Origin of the sequence: Fodinicurvata sp. EGI_FJ10296 (assembly GCF_040712075.1) — a bacterium.
In the GTDB taxonomy this organism is placed as follows: Bacteria; Pseudomonadota; Alphaproteobacteria; order DSM-16000; family Inquilinaceae; genus JBFCVL01.
The window spans coordinates 517574-537306 of record NZ_JBFCVL010000004.1; the positions used below are offsets into that span (position 1 = coordinate 517574).

Here is a 19733-nt window from a genome sequence, read left to right on the forward strand (position 1 = left end):
CATAATGTGACGTGACCATCTCAAGAGTCGTGCTGACCTGCCATGGCCGGCCCGCTATGTACGCGTATGCTGGAGGAAAAACCGCAGCATTTCGCGTGATGCATCCGGGCCTTTCGGGTCGGTATAGCTGCCACCCGTCCGACCGCCGGCCCACGCATGGCCAGCGCCATCGATCTCCCAATGTTCGGCAATGCTTCGGCCCTCGGCATCGTCGTGGCGGGTTTGCCGATAGGTGCGCCCACCGTCTGAAACCCCCGTAACGTGAACACGCTTGAGACCGGGCCGCGACTGCAGAGCCTGCGCGACGACGGCATCTCCGTTGCCTGGATGCACTGTCTGGTCGGCAAGCCCGTGGAACACGATGGCCGGAACAGCCATGGGCCGGACCTTGCCCGTCGAACCGCTGCGCATGGCGGCAAAGGCCGACGGCACGTCGATCGCTCCGCCGACAGGCAGGCCGGAATGAACGCCGACCGCGGCAAACAGGTCGGGATAAGCCGTGCCCATAATGGCCGCCGCCGCGCCGCCCGCCGACAATCCGGCAATATAGACCCGCGCCGGATCGGCTGGATGGTCGCGCAGAATGTCGCCAATGATGCCCGCGATCAGGGCCGGTTCGCCACAGTCGCGCGCCTGATCTTCCGGCCGGAACCAGTTCCAGCATTTCTGGACATTCGCCCCCTGGGGCTGGGCGGGCCAGGCGATCAGACACCCGAACTCCTCGGCCTGCGCATTCATGCCGGTGCCGACGGCGAAATCTTCCGGCGATTGGGTGCAGCCGTGCAGCATCACGATCAGTGGCATCGGACCTTCTGGCTGGTTAACCGGGACATAAAGGCGGTAATCCCGCCTGCCATGCGAGCCACTGTGTGTCAGCGACAGGAACTGCGCGCCGTCCGGCAGATCAAGCGGCATGGGCGTCATGACGCCGCGCTGCGGCATCCCGTCCGCAGCGATGCCGCGCAGCGTTTCGCCCAGGCCCTTGCGGACCTTGCGCGCGGCAGTCTTGCCGAAAATGGAGCTCGGGCCAGAGTTGGTCGAACCTGTGCTGCTGGCGCCGGTTGAGTTCGGGCGTGTGGCGGCATCATCGAGGCGGGTGAACGTGCCTTCGATCACATCTCCATCCGCGAATTGCCCCTCGGCGTAGGAATTGGCCCCGTATGAATTGGCAGCCGCGGGCTGGCCTTGCAGGAGCGACTGGATGAGCGCCGTCGCGTCGCCCAGATTGCCGGATCGTGTCAGTTCGGTGGCCCTGGACATGCCGCGGGCGAAGGAAGAGTTCATGGGGGCGCTTTCGGAGTTTGGGGAATCAGGAAATCCGGTCTGCCAGCGCGGCCTTGACCGCGTCGCTGGCTTGCAGGGTACCCAGAACGGAAAGGGCGGAAATGGTGTCGCGGGCAAGTTCCGCGGTGACATCCGGGGCAATCACGACAAGCCCCAGAACGCGGATGTCCAGCATCTGACCGGCCGCCTGGGCCGTTGTCAGTTCGTCCCGCGTGATGTTCCGCAGCCCGAGATCGACGCTCTTGCGGACGACGATCTGGCGCACAGTATCGGCGTGACGCTCGATCTGGTTACGCACGGCCGTGCGGATGAAATCGCTGCGGTTGGAATAGAAGCCTTCGCGCACCAGAAGCTCGATCTGACCCAGATCGACAAAGCCGAGATTGATGGTGATCTTTTCGGACTCTGGCGCTCTGGCGGGTGTCGAGCGTGTCGGTGTCTTTGCCACGTCGCATCTCCATAGACCATCTGTCTGGATGGTATATGGATGTTATATGCGTTGCAGCAACGACCTTTTTGTCGCAGCGTCACAGGCCGATGGCACGCGCGAAGCGTCGGACGTTCGCAATACGCTCGGCATGAGCCTGTCGCCCCCATCCAGCCTGCAAGGGCTCACACTGGTCGAGTTTTCAGCAAGGTCCACAAGGGACGAACGGTGCAATCTCTCGTCAACCACCACTGGCGGATCGATCGCCGCCGTCATAGGTCTCCATCTGGGCGACCAGAGGGGCGACGAACTGGTTGATGGTATCCTCGCGCCAGGCCACGACGAGCGACACCGCGTTCGGCAGCAAAGGCAGCGGCCGATAGGCGACGTTGTCCATGGGCATATGCTGAACCCAAGCCGGAATGACACCAACGCCCAGCCCCGCTGCGACCATGGTTACGATGGCCAGGGTGTGACTGACCTCCTGGACCATCTGGGGCCGAAACCCGGCAAGGCGGCAATGCTGGAACACAACATCCTGATAGCTGACGCCGATGATCGATGAATACGTCAGAAACGGCTGGTCACGAAGGTCGGCAATATCGAAATCGCGCTTTTCGGCCAAAGGAGAATTGGCGGGCAGGACAGCGACGAATCCCTCGCGATACACCTCCTTGTAACGGAGGCCAGAGGCACTGCGCGGCGGGCGGACCAGAGCCAGATCAATCCGTCCTTCGTTAAGCGCTTTCAGTTGATCTTCCGTGGTATGGACTTCGATATCGAGCTTTATCGTCGGGTAGTTGGCCGCGAACGCCGAAAGCGCCGGCGGCAGCACCGTATAGAGCCCCAGATAGACCGACGAAATCGTCAGCCGGCCCGCCTGCCGGCCTCCAGCCATCTGTGTCGCCTCCACCCCCTCTTCCATCGACCGCATGACCTGCCGGGCGCGATCGAGAAACACTTCGCCCGCCGGCGTCAGTCGAACCGAGCGGGTTGTCCGTTCGAACAGCCGCACTCCCAAACGTTCTTCAAGCTGGCGGATCTGCTGGCTGAGCGGCGCCTGCGAAACCCCGAGCAGCTCCGATGCGCGGCCGAAATGCAGTTCCTCGGCTACTTTCAGAAAATAGCGCACATGGCGCAATTCGACGGTGTTGGTCATGCCTCCCTCCGCCTTTCATATATATAACGACATAATAACTATGATTATTATATTAGACAATAATAAAACGCTGTGGTCCCATCAGGCCAATTGAGCATCAGGGTAGGCAACCTCATGAACGACAAACCACCCCCCGATTTCGCGTGGCCGCTGCGCGTGGCCGTCGGGATTGCGTTCGCCGTCGTCGTCGCGGTGACGCTGGCGCAGGTTGTGATGCGCTATTTCTTCGATGCGCCCCTGATGTGGAGCGAGGAGCTCGCGAAACTCCTGATCGTCTGGATCACCTTCATCGGCGCCGCGGTCATTTGTTGGGACGGGCGTCATCTTCATGTCGACGTGGTCTTCGTCAAACTGCCCAAGCGCCTTCAGGCTGCCGTCCGGCTGTTCAACCTCGTAGTCTCGATCGCCTTTCTGGCCATCCTTTCCTATTGGAGCATTCGTCTCGTCCGCATCGAAAACATGCAGACCCTGACGGCCCTGCCCTTGCCGGCCGGCGTCGTACGGCTGGCAGCCACAATCGGCGGCGCCTTGATGATCGTCGCCATTCTCGGACGCTATTTCTATCGCCGGCCCCGCCATCGCGCGGGCGACCCCGCCTATGGCATCGAAGATCCAATGTGAGCCGCCATTTATGTTGACCTCTGCAATCATCGTCCTGCTGATCGTTCTGCTTATGGGCGGCATGCCCCTTTTCTTCGCGATGGGCACGGCCTCTCTGGTGTATTTCTATTTCGCCGACATCAACCTTGCGCTTCTGGCGCAACGGTCGACGGCTTCGGTCAATTCATTCCTGATTCTGGCAATTCCGTTTTTCTACCTTGCCGGCGAGTTGATGAACGCCTGCAAGCTGACAGACCGCATCATCGGTTTGGCCAAAGCCCTGGTCGGCCATATTCACGGCGGTCTGGCGCAAGTGAACATTTTTGCCAGCCTGATCTTTTCCGGCATGTCGGGATCACCGACCGCCGATACGACGGCGCTGGGATCCGTTCTCATACCGGCGATGAAAAAGGAAGGGTACCCGGCGCCGTTCTCGGCGGCGGTAACCGTTGCGTCCTCCATGGTCGGGCCGATGATTCCGCCCAGTGTCGCCCTGGTCATATATGGCACGCTGGCCAACGTCTCGATCGGACGCCTTTTGCTTGCCGGCGTTCTGCCCGGCATCGTGATCATCGCGACCCAGATGGTGTTCACATATTTCTACGCCCGGGTGCACGACTTTCCCCGTTACGAGCGCGCCAAGATGCCAGAAGTCGGGCGCGCCGTCGTCCGGGGCGGGCCGGCTATCCTGTTTCCGGTCATCATCGTCGGCGGAATCGTCTTCGGCATATTCTCCCCGACCGAGGCCGCGGCCGTCGCCGTGCTGTATGGGTTGGTCCTCGGCCTTATCTACCGCAATGTCGGCCTGATGGGCATTTGGCGGACAGTTCGCGATACCGCACTCGGCAGCGCCCGCATTCTGGCCATCATCGCCATGGCCTCGGCGTTCTCGTGGATCATGGTGCGCGAACAAGTGCCGCTGACCATCGCAAACGCCATTTCAGTCGTCTCCGACGATCCGACGATCGCGCTGTTCATCATCCTTGCCATGTTGATTGTCGTCGGTTTGTTGATGGTCGCGTCATCGGCCGAGATCGTGCTGACCCCGATCCTGGTGCCGGTCGTTCTGCAATTCGGCATCGATCCGGTCCATTTCGGCGTGCTGATGGTTTTCACCCTGATCATCGGCGGCGCAACGCCACCAGTCGGTGTGCTGCTGTTCATCGCCCAGGACATCGCAAAGATATCCCACGGACAAATGGTTCGCGCGATGCTGCCCTTTTACATCCCGCTATTCGGGGCGGTCATCATCCTTGCCCTGATACCGGAGATCTCACTCTTCCTGCCGCGGCTCGTCTTCGGAAGCTGACGCAACCAGCGACGAACGAAGGCCGAGCCACGACCAAACCCGCCGACCGAAACCTAGAAAAGCGAAACCGACTCTCATGCCTGCCGCCAAAAAGCATCTGCTGAAAGACATGACCTACCTGGAGTTCCAGGAACGGATGGCCGAGGATCCCGTCATCCTCGTGCCGCTCGGCTCTCAGGAAATACAGGGTCCGATGGCACCGATGGGCGATTTCATGCTGACGGAAAGCTTGGCCGATCAGGTCGCCAGGAAGTCCGGGGCAATCGCCGCCCCGACGCTGCCGTTCGGCTATGCGGAGTATTTTCGGCCGGTGCCCGGCGGCATCGCGCTGTCAGCCGATGCCTTCCGCGCCACGCTGTCGAGCATTCTGGACAACTTCCTCGATCACAATCTGAATCGCCTCGTCATATTGAACGGCCACAGCGGCAATTATCCGCTGATCGATCAGGTGATCCGGGCGGTCAAGCGCGAGCGCGGCGTGCTCGTGCCGTGCATCAATCTTTGGCGGTCGATCCCGCCACAACTATGGACCGAACTGCACGGCGAATTCGGCATGAGCGCCTTCGCCCATGGCAGCGACCCGGTCACATCAGCCTATCTCCATCTCTTCCCTCAGTTGACCCGTATGGACCTCATCGAAATGGAAGCGGCCAAGGGCGAAATGCTTGGTCTGCCGACCTCCGGTCTGGGCGGCGTCAAGTTCGAGGGAATTGAAATCGGCCTTGCGGTCGATGTCACCGATCGTTGCGGCAATGGGATCGCCGGCGGCGACCCGAGACGGTCTTCGTCGGACAAGGGTGAGCGCATCGTCACCCACTTGACCGACTATTGCAGCGATTTTGTCGAACACTTCAAGACAACCGATCCAACCAACCATCGATAGGGAGAGCATCAATGAAACGCAATAGCGTAATCCTCGCGGCGCTGCTCAGCACGACTGCCTTCTATACTGCCTCGGCAGAAGAAATCCGGTATGGCCTCTGGGCGCAGCCGGGCGAAGCGCAATACGAAGGGGCGGTCGAATTCAAACGTGTGATCGAGGAAAACTCCGATCACACGGTCACGCTGTATCCTGGAGATCAGTTGGGCACGCCGCGCGAAATCCTGGCGCAGATGGCGCTTGGATCGACCCAGATCCTGGCGAGCGGCGATCCCGGCATCGCCGAGATCGAGTATCTGGCGCTGCCATATCTCATGGACAGCATCGAAGACTATCGCGCCGTCCTGGATACCGATTTTGGCCGCGAATGGAACCAGAAGCTGATCGATGAGCGGATGGTGCGGATGCTGGGCTTCATGCCGCGTTCGCCGCGTCAGATCAGCGCCAACAGGGTCATCGAGAGCATGGCCGACCTGGAAGGCCTGAAGATCCGCGCCCCGGAACGCGACTACTACGTCCAATCGCTGGCCGCCCTCGGCGCAAATCCGACGCCGATGGCCTTTGCCGAAGTCTACACGTCGCTGCAGACCGGCATCGTCGACGGCCAGGAAAACCCGATCGAGACCATCTACGCCCAGAGCTTCTATGAAGTCCAGGAAAGCGTGGCCATGGTCGATTACATCGACAAGCCGGCTTATGTCGTGGTCAGCGAGGTTTTCTGGGACGGATTGTCCGAGGACGATCGGGCATTGCTGCAAGAGGCGAACGAAGCCTCCACCGCACGGATCATGGAGCTTCTTCCCGAGCAGGAGGAACAGTACATGGCGGAAATGGAAGAAGCCGGCATACAGTTCACCTATCCAGACAAGGCGCCGTTCATCGAGGCAACGCAAAGCGTGCGCGACGCACTCGGAACCGAGGCATGGGGTGAAGAAATCTATAACCGCATCGTCGAGATCGCCGCTGAACAGTAAGACCCGGCGATCCCGGACTGGAGCGTGAAAAGCCAACGCGGACGGATCGCCTTACCGCGATCCGTCCGTTATTCACTGCGCGTGAACCAAGGACAATTCCATGACCCAGGGACCCACCACCGGCGCGACGCCGGCCGACATCCACGCCATCGTCGACGAGATCGCGCCGGCGCTGATCGACATCCGCCGCACGTTGCACGCCAATCCGGAACTGGGATTCCAGGAATACGAGACTTCCAGGCTCGTCCAATCCGAATTGACGAAGATCGGCATCGACCACAGAAACGGATTTGGCGAGACCGGCGTCGCCGGCCTGGTCGGATCGGGCGACGGAAAGACCGTTGGCATCCGCGGCGACATGGACGCCTTGCCGATCGAGGAATCCGAGTCACCGGCATATGCATCACGAAACAAGGGGGTGATGCATGCCTGCGGTCATGACGCGCACACGGCCATCCTGCTCGGCGTCGCTACCGTTCTGGCGCGGCTGAAGAACGATCTTCCCGGCCGGGCCATGGTAATCTTCCAACCCGCCGAAGAAGGATTGGGCGGCGCCCGCGCCATGCTGGAAAGCGGCCTGTTCGACTGGGTCAAGCCGGATGCCATGCTGGGCTATCACAACTGGCCGCTGATCGCGCCGGGCAGTGTCGGCTGGCACCCCAAGACGGCTTTCGCCTCGACCGATCCGTTCGACATCACCATCACCGGACGATCCGGGCACGGGGCCCACCCGCATATGACCATCGACCCGATCGTCGCGGCCTCGTCGTTAATCGGCGATCTGCAGACGATTGTCTCACGCCGGGTCGCCCCCCTTGATGCGGCGGTGGTGTCGATCGGCCGGATCGAGGGCGGCACCGCCCGCAATCAAATTCCTGATACGGTCCGGCTAGAGGGCACCATGCGGGCCCAGACCACGGCCGTGCGCGACACGGTCCGTAGCGCCATCAAAAACATCTGCCGGGCCACGGAAGAAGGGTACGGCGTCACCTGTGATCTGGCCTTCCTGCAAGGCGTTCCGCCGGTGGTCAACGATCCGGCATGCCTGGGACCGGTTCTTGAGGAAGCCAGGCGCATGCTCGGCAATGAGAACGTCGTGGAATTGCCGCAAGGATCCATGGGCAGCGAGGATTTCGCCGAATTCTCGACCCGCATTCCGGCGGCGCATCTGCGCATCGGATCGAAACGGGCCGATCGCGACACCATGCTCCATCGTTCCAATTTCGACCTTGACGAACTCTGCATTCCGACCGCCGTCAAGGTACTGAGCGCGGCGGCTATTCGTATGATGACGCGGACCTGATCCGCAACGGATCCCACGGATGTAAATCCGGGTCAGCGCGGTTCGGATATGCAGTGCTCAATGAAACCCGAACCAGGCCGGCCATTGTGTCGCGCTGGCCTGTCTCGGGTTTTGAGGTGGGTGAAAACGGGGGTATGGAACATCACCTCGCCCCCGCCCCTCACCCCGGACGGCTGGCCAGCCATGGAGCGGTGTGTTCGGCCGCAACTTCGAAGGCGTTGATCCGGTCCATATAGCGCATGGTGGCGGTGATTTCGTCTTCGCCGTCGATCAGCGCCTGCTTGCGCGACGGATCGATGTCGAAGCCGATCACCCGTCCATCGGGACCGGTGACGGTCTGGGACGGGAGGTCGATGGCGATCTCGCTGCCCGGAGCGGCATGCAGGGCCGCGCGGATCGGGGCGCAGGTCTCTTCATCGAGGACGACCGGGAGCATGCCGTTCTTCAGCGCGTTGGAATAGAAGATATCGCCGAAGCTCGGCGCGATCACGGCCCGGAATCCGCGATCGAACAGCGCCCATACGGCCCCCTCGCGCGACGATCCGCAGCCGAAATTGCGCATCGACACCATGATGCGGGCGGTCGCGAATACCGGATCGTTCAGGATGAAATCCGGGTTGGGCGTGCCGTCGGGGCGGTTGGCGGCGTCATGAAACAGATACGGGTGGCAGCCATCGCCGCGCGGCTTGCGCAGGAATCGCGAGGGTATGATCTGGTCGGTGTCGACGTTGGGCTGATCGAACGGCACCGCCGGCGCCTTGAATGTGGTGAAGGCTTCCATCAGTGACCTCTCGTTTCGCCAGTAATGGGGCCAGCAGTAACCGGCATCGGTTCAAGCAGCGCGCGGACATCCGTCAGCCGCCCGGTCACGGCGGCGGCGGCGGCCATCGCCGGACTGACCAGATGCGTCCGGCCGCCCCGGCCCTGACGCCCTTCGAAATTGCGATTGGTGGTCGAGGCGCAGCGCTCGCCATCCGCCAGCCGGTCGCCATTCATGCCGATGCACATGGAACACCCGGCATCAAGCCATTCAAAGCCCGCGTCCATGAAGATCTGGTCGAGGCCCTCGGTCTCGGCCGCCAGTTTGACCGCTGCCGATCCCGGAACGACCATGGACGGAACCACCGCACGGCGGCCGCGGACGACGTCCGCCGCCGCCCGCAGATCCGATAGTCGGCTGTTGGTGCAGGACCCGATGAACACACGGTCGATCGGCACATCCGACAGGCGGGTTCCGGGCGTCAGGCCCATATAGCCCAGCGCGCGTTCCACCGAAGCACGCCGCGCGGGATCGGCGATGGCGGCCGGATCCGGCACCCGCTCCGTTATCGGCAGTGCGTCCTCCGGGCTGGTGCCCCAGGTGATGGTCGGGACGATCTCCGACGCGTCGATCGTGACCTCCCGGTCGAATGTCGCGCCGGAATCAGTGGAGAGCGCGCGCCAGCCGGCAACGGCAGCGTCCCAGTCGGCCTCGCCCGGTGCAAAGGGACGCCCGCGCACGTAGTCGAAGGTCGTATCGTCGGGCGCGATCATGCCGGCCCGGCCGCCGGCCTCGATCGACATGTTGCAGACGGTCATCCGCTCTTCCATAGACAAACCCGCGATCGTCTCACCGGCGTATTCGATCACATGGCCCGACGCCCCGGCGGCGCCGATGCGCGCGATGATCGTCAGGATGATGTCCTTGGCCGTCACGCTTTTGGGCCGCTGACCGCTGACCGTGATGCGCATGGTCTTCGGGCGAACCTGCCAGAGCGTCTGACTGGCCAGCACATGCTTGACCTCGGACGCCCCGATGCCGAACGCCAGCGCGCCGAACGCGCCGTGGGTCGCGGTATGGGAATCGCCGCAGACCATCACCAGACCGGGCTGGGTCAGCCCTTGCTCCGGGCCCGCAAGATGGACGATCCCCTGACGCGGGTCGTCCAGCCCGAAATGCTCGATCCCGGCCCGCTTGGCGTTCTTTTGCAGCAGCCCGATCACCATCTCGACCTCCGGGTCGGCGATCGGCAGCCCCCTGTTCCGGCTCGGCACATAATGGTCGGCGACGGCAAAGGTCCGGTCGGGACGGCGCACGCTCCAGCCCTCACGCCACAGCGCGTCAAAGGCGTGGAACGAGCCCTCGTGGACGAAATGTCTGTCGACATAGATCAGGCACTCGCCGTTATCGCCCTGGGCGACGACATGGCTGTCCCAGACCTTGTCGAACATCGTCCTTGGCGTTTGTGTCGATGTCATCGGCGCGCCTCCTGACTGTCCGGCATTTCCAGGGTTGGCAATTCGTGCAGGCCCGAAGCCTTCAGGCACTCTGAAAGCGGTTCAAAAGCCGTCTTGCGCGACAACGGCACGCCGTGGCGGCGATAGTGCCGCTCGCGCCGGGCTTCGAGTTCGCCTGGATAGAGCACTTCCTTGAAACCGGCGGCGGGCTTGAGCGCTTTCAGGCGGCGCAGGCTGTCCTCCATCCGGTCGTCGAACAGCGCCCGATCCATGAACGCATCGATATCCATGGCCATCATGAAATGGCCGACATTCTGCGGCCGGTCCATCGTCCGCCCCATTTCGCCAACCTCGCCCGTCGCGCTCGCCCCGGCGAGGACGCCGCCCATGATCTCGACCATCATCGCCAGCGCCGATCCCTTGGGCCCGGCGAAGGGGACCATCAGGCCCTCCATGGCCGCTACCGGATCGGTCGTCGGCCGGCCCTCCCGGTCCAGTGCCCACCCCTCGGGGATCGGCTGGCCGCGCTTTGCCGCGAGGCGGATCGCGCCGCGCGCCGCAACGCTGGTCGCCATATCCATGACCCACGGATCACGGTCGCGCGTGGGAACCGCCATGGCGATCGGATTGGTCCCGAACAGCGGTTCGCGCGCTCCGAACGGCGCCAGGCTGGGCGAGGCCGGCGACACCGCCATGCCAATGCAGCCTTGACGGGCGGCCTCCTGCACATAGATGGCCGCTGCCCCGAAATGGTTGGAATGGCGCACCGTCGCCGCGCCGATGCCGATTTCCCGGGCGCGCGCGATCACTTCGTCCATGGCGCGCGTGCCAACGACCGCGCCCATGCCGTTGTCGCCGTCGATGACCAGGCTCGTCGGCCGGCGGCGCTCGACCTTGATCTCCGGCCGCGGATTGACGAGCCCCCGCATCAGACGGTCCAGATAGAGCGGCACCCGCGCAACGCCGTGGGTCGTGACGCCGCGGAGATCGGCGCCGACGAGAACAGTGGCGACCTGTCCAGCCCCGGCGCCGGACAGACCGGCGCCCTCGAACAGGGCCGCGCACCGGTCGCGCAGAACATCCGCATTCACCAGAACCTTGTCGTCACCTTGGGACACGCCATTCCTCCTGAGATTTTCGGCCGCCATTTCCCGCACATGTCGGCTGTCGCCAATCGTGCCGACCAGCGTGGGATGCTATTGTATACGCTCAAGCTTCGAAACATAAGGGCTTTTGGACGCCAAAGGGCACAGACCTCAGGGCAACAGCCCCTTTTCGCGCAGTGCGTCTTCCAGCCACGCGGGATAGAGCCCGCCACCGTCAATTTCCGCCATCCGGTCTTTTTCCTGATCGGCCTTGGCTTGCGCCGCCGCCGCGATTTCCGTCGCTCGCGCACCCGGCACGACCGCCACGCCGTCACCGTCACCGACGATCACGTCACCGGGATTGACGATCAATCCGCCACAAGCGACGGGTACATTGATCTCACCCGGACCCGACCGCGTGCCGCCGCGCGGATTGATGCCGCGCGGAAACATCGGAAATCCGCAACGGCGAATGTCTTCGGCATCGCGACAGGCGCCGTCGACGACGACCCCGCCGATACCCTTTTTGTGCGCCGCCCGTACGATCAGATCGCCAATGATGCCGAACGAGACATCGCCCTGGCCGTCGATGACGATGATGTCGCCCGGTTCGGCGACCATGATCGCGGCATGAACCATCAGATTGTCGCCGTTGCGTACCGAGACGGTGACGGCATGACCGGCAACGCGGATCGACGGGTCCAGCGGTTTGATCTCAGGATCCATGATGTTGCACCGGCCCATGGCGTCGCCGATATTCGCCACCGGCAACGCCGCCAGCGTCCGGATCGCGTCTGGCGCTACCGGTGCCTGCCGGGCGACGATGCGGAAGCCGGGACGGCCATTGCTTTCGATCATTGTCGTTCCTCCAATGCCATGGTCCATCGAGGCGTGGCGTCAACCATATCGGGGTCAACCATGTCGGCGGTGCTCCCAGACATCGGGGTTGACCAGATGTTCGGGTCGTCGTCCCGCCAGCGCGTCGATGATCTGGACCGCGACCTGTTCCGCCGTTCGTTTCAGCGCATCTTCGGTCGAGCCGGCTATATGGGGCGAGAGTACGACGTTGGGCAACGACAACAGCGGATAGTCCGGCGGCATCGATTCCGTGGCGAACACGTCCAGCCCGGCCCCCAGGCTCCGGCGCGCCTGCAGATGCGCGATCAGGGCTGTTTCGTCCACAACCCCGCCCCGGCCGGTATTGACCAGAATGGAGGACGGCTTCATCAGGGCCAGACGTTCGGCGCCGATCAGGTTGCGGCTTTCCGGGCGCAGCGGTGCATGCAGCGACACCACATCCGCCTCGGTCAGCAGGGCATCGATGCTGTCGGCTTTTTGTCCGCCATCGGCCTCGATCGCCGCCGCCGGGACCGAGGGCGAATAAACGATCAGTGGCATCGAAAAGGCCGCCCGGGCGAGAGCGGCCGTCCGTCGGCCGATCCGGCCATAACCGACGATGCCCAGCGTCTTGCCATGCAGTTCAACCAGCGGCGTCTGGTATTTGAAGCCGAAATCTCCGCGCCGCGTGGCGGCGTCAGCCGCCGGCACCGATTTGGCGACCGCCAGCATCAGCGCCAGCGCCTGCTCTGCCACGGACTGCACATTGGCAAACGGCGTGAACACGACCGGAAGGCCGATTTCCGATGCATGAGCCGTATCGATCGGATCGACGCCGATACCGTGGTTACCCAGCACCCTCAGATCCACCGCAGCGTCCATCGCCGCCCGGTCGAGCCCGGCATTGCGCGTGATCGCCGCCACCGCGCCGGGGATTTCCGCCGCGACCGTGGCCATGTCCGACGATGTGGCGAACCGGAGACGAAGGCCCGCGGCCTGCAGCATGTCCAGTCCGGCGCGGTGGATCGGCTGGATGATCAGAACGTCTGTCGCAGCCATCTGCGCGTGCCTCACCCCAGCGCCTCCTCGATATGGCCGATCACAGCATCGGGCGCTTCGTACTGCACCCAGTGCCCGGCATCCGGCACAATGATGAACCGCGTCTCCGGCTGGAACGTCCGCAGCACCTGCCCCCTGGCCTCGATGTCGGGTTGGGCCGTGATGTCGTGTTCGCCGTAGATCGCCGTGAACGGCGCCTTGATGTCGGGCAACACGTCACGCAGCGCCGGGGTCCGCGAGATCGGCCGGCTCGGCGTCCGGGCACGGCGGGTGTTGATCGTTTGCAGATGAATGGCCAGTGCGTCGATCCGCCGGCGATCGGCGAGCATCAGAAGGGCCAGATTTTCCCGATGCGCGGCCTTCAGTTCCTCCGGCGTCCGGGCATCGCGCCACCGGTGCATCGCGGGACGGTCGCCGCGCAGCAGACCCAGCCCGGATGCTCCCACCATTACCAGTGCCGTTGCCCGATCCCCCAGGCGCTGGGCGACATGGCCCGCGATGACCCCGCCGAACGAGAACCCGACGACCGCAGCCGGCGTGTCGCCGCCGACGATGGCGTCAAGGCCCTCGACGATGGTTCGGGCAAGGTCGCCGGCACCCGGCTTTACGCTGAGATCGGCAGATTCACCGAAGCCGGGCATGTCGGGGGCCAGCACCCGGTATCGCTGCGCCAGCGTGGGAATGGTCAGTATCCAATGGCTCCAGGCGCCGTGTCCGCCGTGCAGCAGCACGACCACGGGTCCCCGCCCCCAGGATCGCCAGACCATCATACCGTCGCCGCAAGGCGTCTCGTGACGGGTCGATGCCGCCTCGACCGCCGCGACGACGTCTTCGGGTGTCAAAGCGTCGCGGTCGGTCACGGCCTGCGCCGCACGCTTCAGGACTGGGGATGCCTCGGCTGTCGTCATCGCGCTCATCCCTTCTTTTTCGCCTCGCCCATCGCCCCCTGGGCCAGCAGGGCATCAATCTGCCCGGCGTCATAGCCAAGATCGAGAAAGACAGACCTGGTATCCTCACCGGGCGCGGCTGGATCGGCATAGAGCCCGAATTTGTGATCGGACATGCCGACGGGGAGACCAGGCAAGCGCGTTTCCTGACCGCCCGGCAGGGTCGAGTCCCACAGCAGCCCGGCTTCTACCAGATGCGGATCGTCGAACAACTCGCCCGGCTTGCGAACCGGCGCGAACGGAATACCGGCGGCCTCGCACCGGGCCATCAGATCGTCGGCGCCGATGGCCTTGAATTGCGTGCCAATATCATCGATCAGCCGTTGCCGGTGACGGCAGCGGTCGATGTTCGTTTGAAGGTCGGGATCGGCCAGCAGATCGTCCCGATCGAACGCCTTGCAGAAGCGGTTCCAGATATTGTCGGTCGTCAGCCCGACGAACACCTGTCGACCCTCGTCCGCCGTGTCGAAGGGCTGATAAATCGCCCAGGCGCTGTCGCGCACCGACATCGGCTGCAGTTCCTGCCCCGTGACCACCGACTGCACCATATGCTGGCCCATCAGGAAGACCGCGCTTTCGTACAGCGACCCCTGGACGAGCTGCCCTTTGCCGGTGCGATGACGTTCTTCCACGGCGCTCAGGATGCCGATCACGCCGGACATGCCGCCCATCACGTCGATTACCGAGGCGCCCGCGCGCAGTGGCCGGCCCGGCGGCCCGGTCATATAAGCCAGCCCGCTCATCATCTGCACGACTTCGTCCAGCGCCTGGCGCTTTTCATAGGGGCCCGGCAAGAACCCCTTCAGCGAGCAATAGATCAGCTGCGGATTGTCTGCCGACAGCGCCTCGTATCCGAGCCCCAGCCTGTCCATGGTGCCCGGACCGAAATTCTCGATCAGGATATCGGCGGATGCGACCAGTCGTTTTGCCGCCTCGATGCCCTCGGCGCTTTTCAGGTCGAGCATGACGCTCTTCTTGTTCCGGTTGTAGAAACCGAAATAGCCGGTGCCGGTCCCTGTCAGATACCGGGTCCGGTCGCCATCCGGCGGCGGCTCGACGCGCACGACATCGGCCCCCAGATCGGCGAGAAAAACGCCGCAGGTCGGCCCCATGACCGTATGCGTGAACTCCGCAACCCTCAGGGCGGACAGCGGCAGGGTCGATGGCCGGTTGTCGTCGGTCTTGTCGGTCATGGCTTGCCTCTCAAACGTCCGTGCCGGACTTCGTGGAACCGGACTTCGTGGAACCGGACTTCGTGGAACCGGGCCCGGTCCCCGTTTCGGCATCCGGAAGCCGCCGCTCGGCCGGTCCTTCATAGGTATAGGGGATGTGGCGCGGCATCGGCCCCTTGATGCGATGGCCCTGCCCGCCCTGCTCATAGGCGTGGGCGAGCACGCCGACCGACCGCGCAAGGACGAACAGCCCCCGGCCGAGTTCCGGCGCCAGACCGAATTCGCAGAACACGGCCGCCGACACACCGTCGATGTTCATCGGCAGGCGTTTGCCCTTGATTTCGGCCAGGGCATCTTCGACGCGCCGGGCCAGATCGGCATAGCGCCCATCGATGGCGCCCTCGGCCTTGGCCTCGTCCATCAGCTCGTACAGCCGCGGCACGCGCGGATCCACGGGGTGAAAGCGATGCCCGAAACCGGGGATGAACGGGCTCTCGGTCTTCATGTAATCGCGCACCGCTGAAATCACCGGATCGGCATCGTCGGCGCGCTCGTCGACCATTTCACCCAGGCGATAGAGGAACGCCATGCATTGCTGGCCGGCGCCGCCGTGAATGTCGCCCAACATGCCGGCGCCGGTGGCCACGGCACTGTTCAGCGGCAGGCCGCAAGACACCGCCATCCGCGCCGCGGCGATGCTGGGAGCGTGCGGCCCGTGGTCCATCGACCCGGCAAGCGTGCCTTCCAGCAGCTTCCGGCGGCCTGGCGTCAGCAATTCGCCGGTCAGGTACAGCCAGATCATGGAGACGAAATCGACACGGCCGATCAGGTCCTGAATCGGGTATCCCCGCACATTGATCTTGCCCGGCTCGATGTCGATGATCGACGTCCGCCACCAGTCGCCCGGCGATATCTCGGCCCTGTCCGCCATTTCCGTATCCTTCCAAACACTTGCGTACCGATGCATATACAATGGTATACTGAAACTGGCCAGAGGAAGCCTTCATCGCGACGTCCGGTCCCGGCCGCCTTCCTGACCGGATGGTCAAGAGTCTGATGCGGTCAGAGAAAACTTCCGGTAGGGTTGAATCGGCAGTCGATTAAATTGCACCACCATCGTTTTCATGCGGGGGATGCCGCACTACATTTGCGGTGCACGCCACCGAGAACGAAAAATCGGGACCACCTGACGCCATGGCAGACCAACCGCTGGAACGACCGATCGACCTTCTGGACCTCGCCCCTTCTCCAAACGGCACCAAGCCAGCGGGTCGGACGTCGCGCGCCCAGTGGGTATACGAAACATTGCGTGCCGCCATCCATCGCCACCACTTCACCCATGGCGACCGCATCCGCGAGGAAGACGTCGCCAGGTCGCTGGGCGTCAGCCGAACGCCGGTGCGCGAAGCGCTGTCGCGGCTGCAGTCGCGTGGGCTTCTGGAAATGGCGCCGGGCGGCCTGGTCATCGCCGCCCTGGCCCGGCCGCAGATCATGGAGCTTTATGCCATGAGGGAAATCCTCGAAGGATCGGCGGCCCGTTTTGCGGCGCTCAAGGCTTCTCAGGCGGAAATCGACTCGCTCTACCGCATCCACGAGGCTTTCGACAGGGCACGGGAGTCGGCGCCCCGGATGGCGCAGGTCAACCGGGACTTCCACCAGGGCATCTACGAGGCCGGGCACAACCGCTATCTCATGCGCACGCTGGACGAACTCCACGATGCGTTGACGCTGCTGCCCAGCACGACCTTTACGGTCACGGGCCGCCCGGTCACGGCGTTGGCCGAGCACGGCGCGATCCTGGACGCGATCAATGCCCGCGACGCCGACAGGGCGGAAAGTCTGGCCCGCGATCACATTGCCCACGCCCTCAAGGCGCGGCTGGAACTGATGTTCAGCTACGCCTGAGCGGTCACGACGGTTCGCGCCGCAGCACCTGCCGTGGTTACACCACTTGATAGACAAGCGGCTCTCCCCGGCTCATCCGGCCGATATTCTCCAGCGCCCGCGCGCATTGCGCCTCCAGCGCGACCGGCGACCGGCCGGCCATATGCGGCGTGATGATCGTATTCGGCGCATCCGCCAGTTCCGCGGGTATTTCCGGCTCTCCCTCGACGACATCCAGACCGGCGCCATAGATCAGACCCTTTTTCAGAGCATTGGCCAGCGCCGGCGTGTCGACCACCGTTCCCCGTCCGATATTGACCAGAATGCCCGACGGACCCATCGCTTCGAGCACGCGCGCGTTGACGATGTGATGGGTCGCCGGCCCGCCCGGGCAGGCAACGATCAGAAAATCGCTATCCGCCGCCATGGCCTCAACGTCGGAATAATATCGATAGGGGCAATTCGGGCGCTCGTTGCGGCCGAAATAGCCGATCGCGGCATCGAATCCGGCGCAGCGGCGGGCAATCGCCTCGCCGATCGCGCCAAGGCCGATGATCCCGACGCGGGCGCCGTTCAATGTCGGGCGATAAACCTTGCGCGCCGCCATCCAGCGCCCGTCGCGGGCGGCGGCATTGGTTTCGAGAATGCCGCGCGCCACGGTCAGGGCCAGTCCCACCGCATGGTCGGCAACGGTGTCGCCGTTGGTCGCGGGCGCGTTGGTCACCGCGATCCCGCGCGCCTTGGCCGCCTCCAGATCGACGTTTTCAAAGCCGACGCCAAAGCAGCAGATGATTTTCAGGTCCGGCAACAGATCCATATGCTCGGCCTTGAACCCGATGACGCCGGTGGCGATCACCGCTTCGACCCCCTCGACCTCGCCCAGGTTCTCCGCGTTTGCGGTGAACGATCCGAGCTGGTCGCGCCGATCGACCGCGTGGCATCCTTCGGCCACAATCCCGAACGAGGTATCGATCAGCGGGGCGAACACGGCTGTCTTTGTCGACAGCCTTTCCGGTGACGTCATCTGGTCGTTCTCCTCCTTGGTGATTAATCGTCGGTCAGCAGGGACAGCCCCAGTGCCGCACGGCGCCTCAGCCACGGGCTGACCCGATAGCGGCCGTCGCCGTAGAAGTTCTCCATCGCGTCAAGGATCGAGACGACCTTCGCCGGGCCGATCCGGTCGCCCAGGCTCAGCGGTCCGGCCGGATAGCCGAGGCCGAGCCTGACGGCAGTGTCGATATCCTGTGGGGCGCCGACCCGCTGCTGGGCAATGTCGGATCCGAGATTGACCACCGCGGCCACGACCCGCTGCACGACGAACCCGGCGCTGTCGCGGATCACCGTGGCGCGCCGACCGGCGGCGTGCAGGGCATGATGCAGCCCGTCGACCCGGTCGCTGTCCCCCGCCGGCGAAATCATCAGCGTCAGGCGGCCGCCCTCGGCGAAAGCTTGCGGCAGCAGAGTATCGACGGCAATGGTGCGTGCGGGGTCGAAGCCGCGCTCAAGTGCGGTCGTCGTAGTGTCCGCGCCCAGCGGCGCCACCACGATCGTGGCATCGGCGCCGGGGCGTTCCCCGCCCTCGACGGTCAGCCCGACCTCGGACAGGAGGGCGCCGACCCGGTCGCCACCGGCGTCACGCGGATCGATCCAGACCGCGTGCCGGCTGCCCGGGCGCGGCGGCGCTTCGGGAACGTCGACCCGCTTGCCGTCGTCATAGCGATAGAACCCTTCACCGGTCTTGCGACCGTGCAACCCGGCGGAGATCCGAAGCGGCACCAGGGGCGTGGGCCGCAGTCGGGGATCGTGGAAAAACTGATCGTAGATCGTCTGCATCACCACGCCGGATACATCCAGGCCGGTCAGGTCCATCAGCGTGAACGGCCCCATCGGAAAACCGGCCGTCTCGTTCAGAATCCGGTCAATATCGGCGGCCTCGGCGATGCCTTCCTGAAGCAGCCGCAGCCCTTCGGTATAATAGGCCCGCCCGGCATGGTTCACGATGAAGCCGGGCGAATCGCGGCAGATGACGGGATGATGCCCGGTCGCCGTCACCAGCGCCGACAGCCGTTCCGCCGCGCCATCCTCGGTGCGGGTCGCGTTCACGACCTCGACCAGCCGCATCAACGGCACCGGATTGAAGAAGTGCAGGCCCGCGACACGTTCGGGCCGTTCCAGCCCCGCGGCAATCGCCGTCACCGACAGCGACGAGGTGTTGGTGGTGATCAGGCACTCCGGCCCGACGATCGGCTCCAGCGCGGCAAACAGGCTCTGCTTGGCGTCGATCCGTTCCACGATCGCCTCGACAACGATGTCGCAGCCGGCGAAGCCCTCCAGCCCCTCAACGACCGTCAGGCGCGCCTTGGCCGCATCGGCGTCGGCCGCCGTCATGCGATCCTTCGACACCATCCGGTCCCACATCGCATGAATTGATTTCAACGCCGCCTCGACGGCACCGGGGCCGCTGTCGTGGAGCCGGACGGTCATGCCCGACTGGGCGGCCCATTGGACGATTCCCCGGCCCATCGTTCCGGCGCCGATCACGCCGAAGACCGTCTGACTTGGTTCCATTATCGATCTCCGTCTCGAACTGCGGTTG

19 protein-coding genes are annotated in these 19733 nt (G+C 64.1%); 6 read left to right on the plus strand and 13 right to left on the minus strand.

Features of this window, described 5'->3' with window-relative positions; all coding sequences use genetic code 11:
• Positions 1 to 54: 54 nt before the first annotated feature.
• The 3 genes from ABZ728_RS11245 to ABZ728_RS11255 all read right to left on the minus strand — a co-directional run bounded on the left by ABZ728_RS11245 (position 55) and on the right by ABZ728_RS11255 (position 2870).
• Positions 55 to 1284 (minus strand): PHB depolymerase family esterase, encoded by a 1230-nt coding sequence (locus ABZ728_RS11245; protein ID WP_366656200.1) that lies wholly within the window; start codon positions 1282 to 1284, stop codon positions 55 to 57.
• Positions 1285 to 1309: 25 nt separating this feature from the next.
• Positions 1310 to 1732 (minus strand): CopG family transcriptional regulator, encoded by a 423-nt coding sequence (locus ABZ728_RS11250; RefSeq protein ID WP_366656201.1) that lies wholly within the window; start codon positions 1730 to 1732, stop codon positions 1310 to 1312.
• A gap of 220 nt (positions 1733 to 1952) precedes the next feature.
• Entirely contained in the window at positions 1953 to 2870 is a 918-nt protein-coding gene (locus ABZ728_RS11255; protein ID WP_366656202.1) for a LysR family transcriptional regulator, read from the minus strand.
• Positions 2871 to 2984: 114 nt separating this feature from the next.
• Between ABZ728_RS11255 and ABZ728_RS11260 the strand changes: the two genes are divergently transcribed.
• The 5 genes from ABZ728_RS11260 to ABZ728_RS11280 all read left to right on the plus strand — a co-directional run bounded on the left by ABZ728_RS11260 (position 2985) and on the right by ABZ728_RS11280 (position 7936).
• Entirely contained in the window at positions 2985 to 3491 is a 507-nt protein-coding gene (locus ABZ728_RS11260; protein ID WP_366656204.1) for a TRAP transporter small permease, read from the plus strand.
• Between the two features lie 10 nt (positions 3492 to 3501).
• Entirely contained in the window at positions 3502 to 4779 is a 1278-nt protein-coding gene (locus ABZ728_RS11265) for a TRAP transporter large permease (RefSeq protein WP_366656205.1), read from the plus strand.
• A 76-nt stretch (positions 4780 to 4855) separates the two neighbouring features.
• Positions 4856 to 5662: a creatininase family protein gene (locus ABZ728_RS11270; protein WP_366656206.1), complete on the plus strand. Its 807-nt coding sequence runs from the start codon at positions 4856 to 4858 to the stop codon at positions 5660 to 5662.
• A gap of 11 nt (positions 5663 to 5673) precedes the next feature.
• Positions 5674 to 6633, plus strand: a complete 960-nt coding sequence (locus tag ABZ728_RS11275) for a TRAP transporter substrate-binding protein (RefSeq protein ID WP_366656207.1) — start codon at positions 5674 to 5676, stop codon at positions 6631 to 6633.
• Positions 6634 to 6733: 100 nt separating this feature from the next.
• A complete protein-coding gene (locus tag ABZ728_RS11280) occupies positions 6734 to 7936 on the plus strand; it encodes a M20 family metallopeptidase (protein WP_366656208.1) in 1203 nt (400 codons plus the stop codon).
• 160 nt (positions 7937 to 8096) lie between these two features.
• Here the strand turns inward: ABZ728_RS11280 and leuD are convergent, their stop codons facing one another.
• From leuD to ABZ728_RS11320, 8 genes are all read right to left on the minus strand, one after another.
• A complete protein-coding gene (gene leuD, locus ABZ728_RS11285; RefSeq protein ID WP_366656209.1) occupies positions 8097 to 8717 on the minus strand; it encodes a 3-isopropylmalate dehydratase small subunit in 621 nt (206 codons plus the stop codon).
• Complete coding sequence (gene leuC / locus ABZ728_RS11290; RefSeq protein ID WP_366656210.1) at positions 8717 to 10174, minus strand: 3-isopropylmalate dehydratase large subunit; 1458 nt, start codon at positions 10172 to 10174, stop codon at positions 8717 to 8719. Before leuC ends, leuD begins: the two co-directional genes overlap by 1 nt.
• The gene (locus ABZ728_RS11295; RefSeq protein WP_366656211.1) at positions 10171 to 11271 is read right to left on the minus strand and encodes an Ldh family oxidoreductase; all 1101 of its coding nucleotides are present in this window, start codon (positions 11269 to 11271) and stop codon (positions 10171 to 10173) included. The genes leuC and ABZ728_RS11295 overlap by 4 nt, the downstream gene beginning before the upstream one ends.
• Positions 11272 to 11409: 138 nt before the next feature.
• Positions 11410 to 12096, minus strand: coding sequence for an RraA family protein (locus ABZ728_RS11300; RefSeq protein WP_366656212.1), 687 nt, complete (start codon positions 12094 to 12096; stop codon positions 11410 to 11412).
• Positions 12097 to 12150: 54 nt separating this feature from the next.
• On the minus strand, positions 12151 to 13134 hold the full coding sequence (locus ABZ728_RS11305; protein ID WP_366656213.1) for a hydroxyacid dehydrogenase: 984 nt from the start codon (positions 13132 to 13134) through the stop codon (positions 12151 to 12153).
• Positions 13135 to 13145: 11 nt separating this feature from the next.
• On the minus strand, positions 13146 to 14042 hold the full coding sequence (locus ABZ728_RS11310) for an alpha/beta hydrolase (protein ID WP_366656214.1): 897 nt from the start codon (positions 14040 to 14042) through the stop codon (positions 13146 to 13148).
• A gap of 5 nt (positions 14043 to 14047) precedes the next feature.
• Positions 14048 to 15274 (minus strand): CaiB/BaiF CoA-transferase family protein, encoded by a 1227-nt coding sequence (locus ABZ728_RS11315; protein ID WP_366656215.1) that lies wholly within the window; start codon positions 15272 to 15274, stop codon positions 14048 to 14050.
• Between the two features lie 10 nt (positions 15275 to 15284).
• On the minus strand, positions 15285 to 16184 hold the full coding sequence (locus ABZ728_RS11320; protein WP_366656216.1) for a citryl-CoA lyase: 900 nt from the start codon (positions 16182 to 16184) through the stop codon (positions 15285 to 15287).
• A gap of 263 nt (positions 16185 to 16447) precedes the next feature.
• Between ABZ728_RS11320 and ABZ728_RS11325 the strand changes: the two genes are divergently transcribed.
• Positions 16448 to 17158 carry a GntR family transcriptional regulator gene (locus tag ABZ728_RS11325; protein WP_366656217.1) on the plus strand — a complete coding sequence of 237 codons (711 nt, stop codon included), beginning with the start codon at positions 16448 to 16450 and terminating at the stop codon, positions 17156 to 17158.
• A gap of 37 nt (positions 17159 to 17195) precedes the next feature.
• Here the strand turns inward: ABZ728_RS11325 and ABZ728_RS11330 are convergent, their stop codons facing one another.
• Positions 17196 to 18161, minus strand: a complete 966-nt coding sequence (locus tag ABZ728_RS11330) for a 2-hydroxyacid dehydrogenase (protein ID WP_366656218.1) — start codon at positions 18159 to 18161, stop codon at positions 17196 to 17198.
• A 23-nt stretch (positions 18162 to 18184) separates the two neighbouring features.
• A complete protein-coding gene (locus ABZ728_RS11335; protein ID WP_366656219.1) occupies positions 18185 to 19705 on the minus strand; it encodes a 3-hydroxyacyl-CoA dehydrogenase in 1521 nt (506 codons plus the stop codon).
• Between the last annotated feature and the right edge of the window lie 28 nt (positions 19706 to 19733).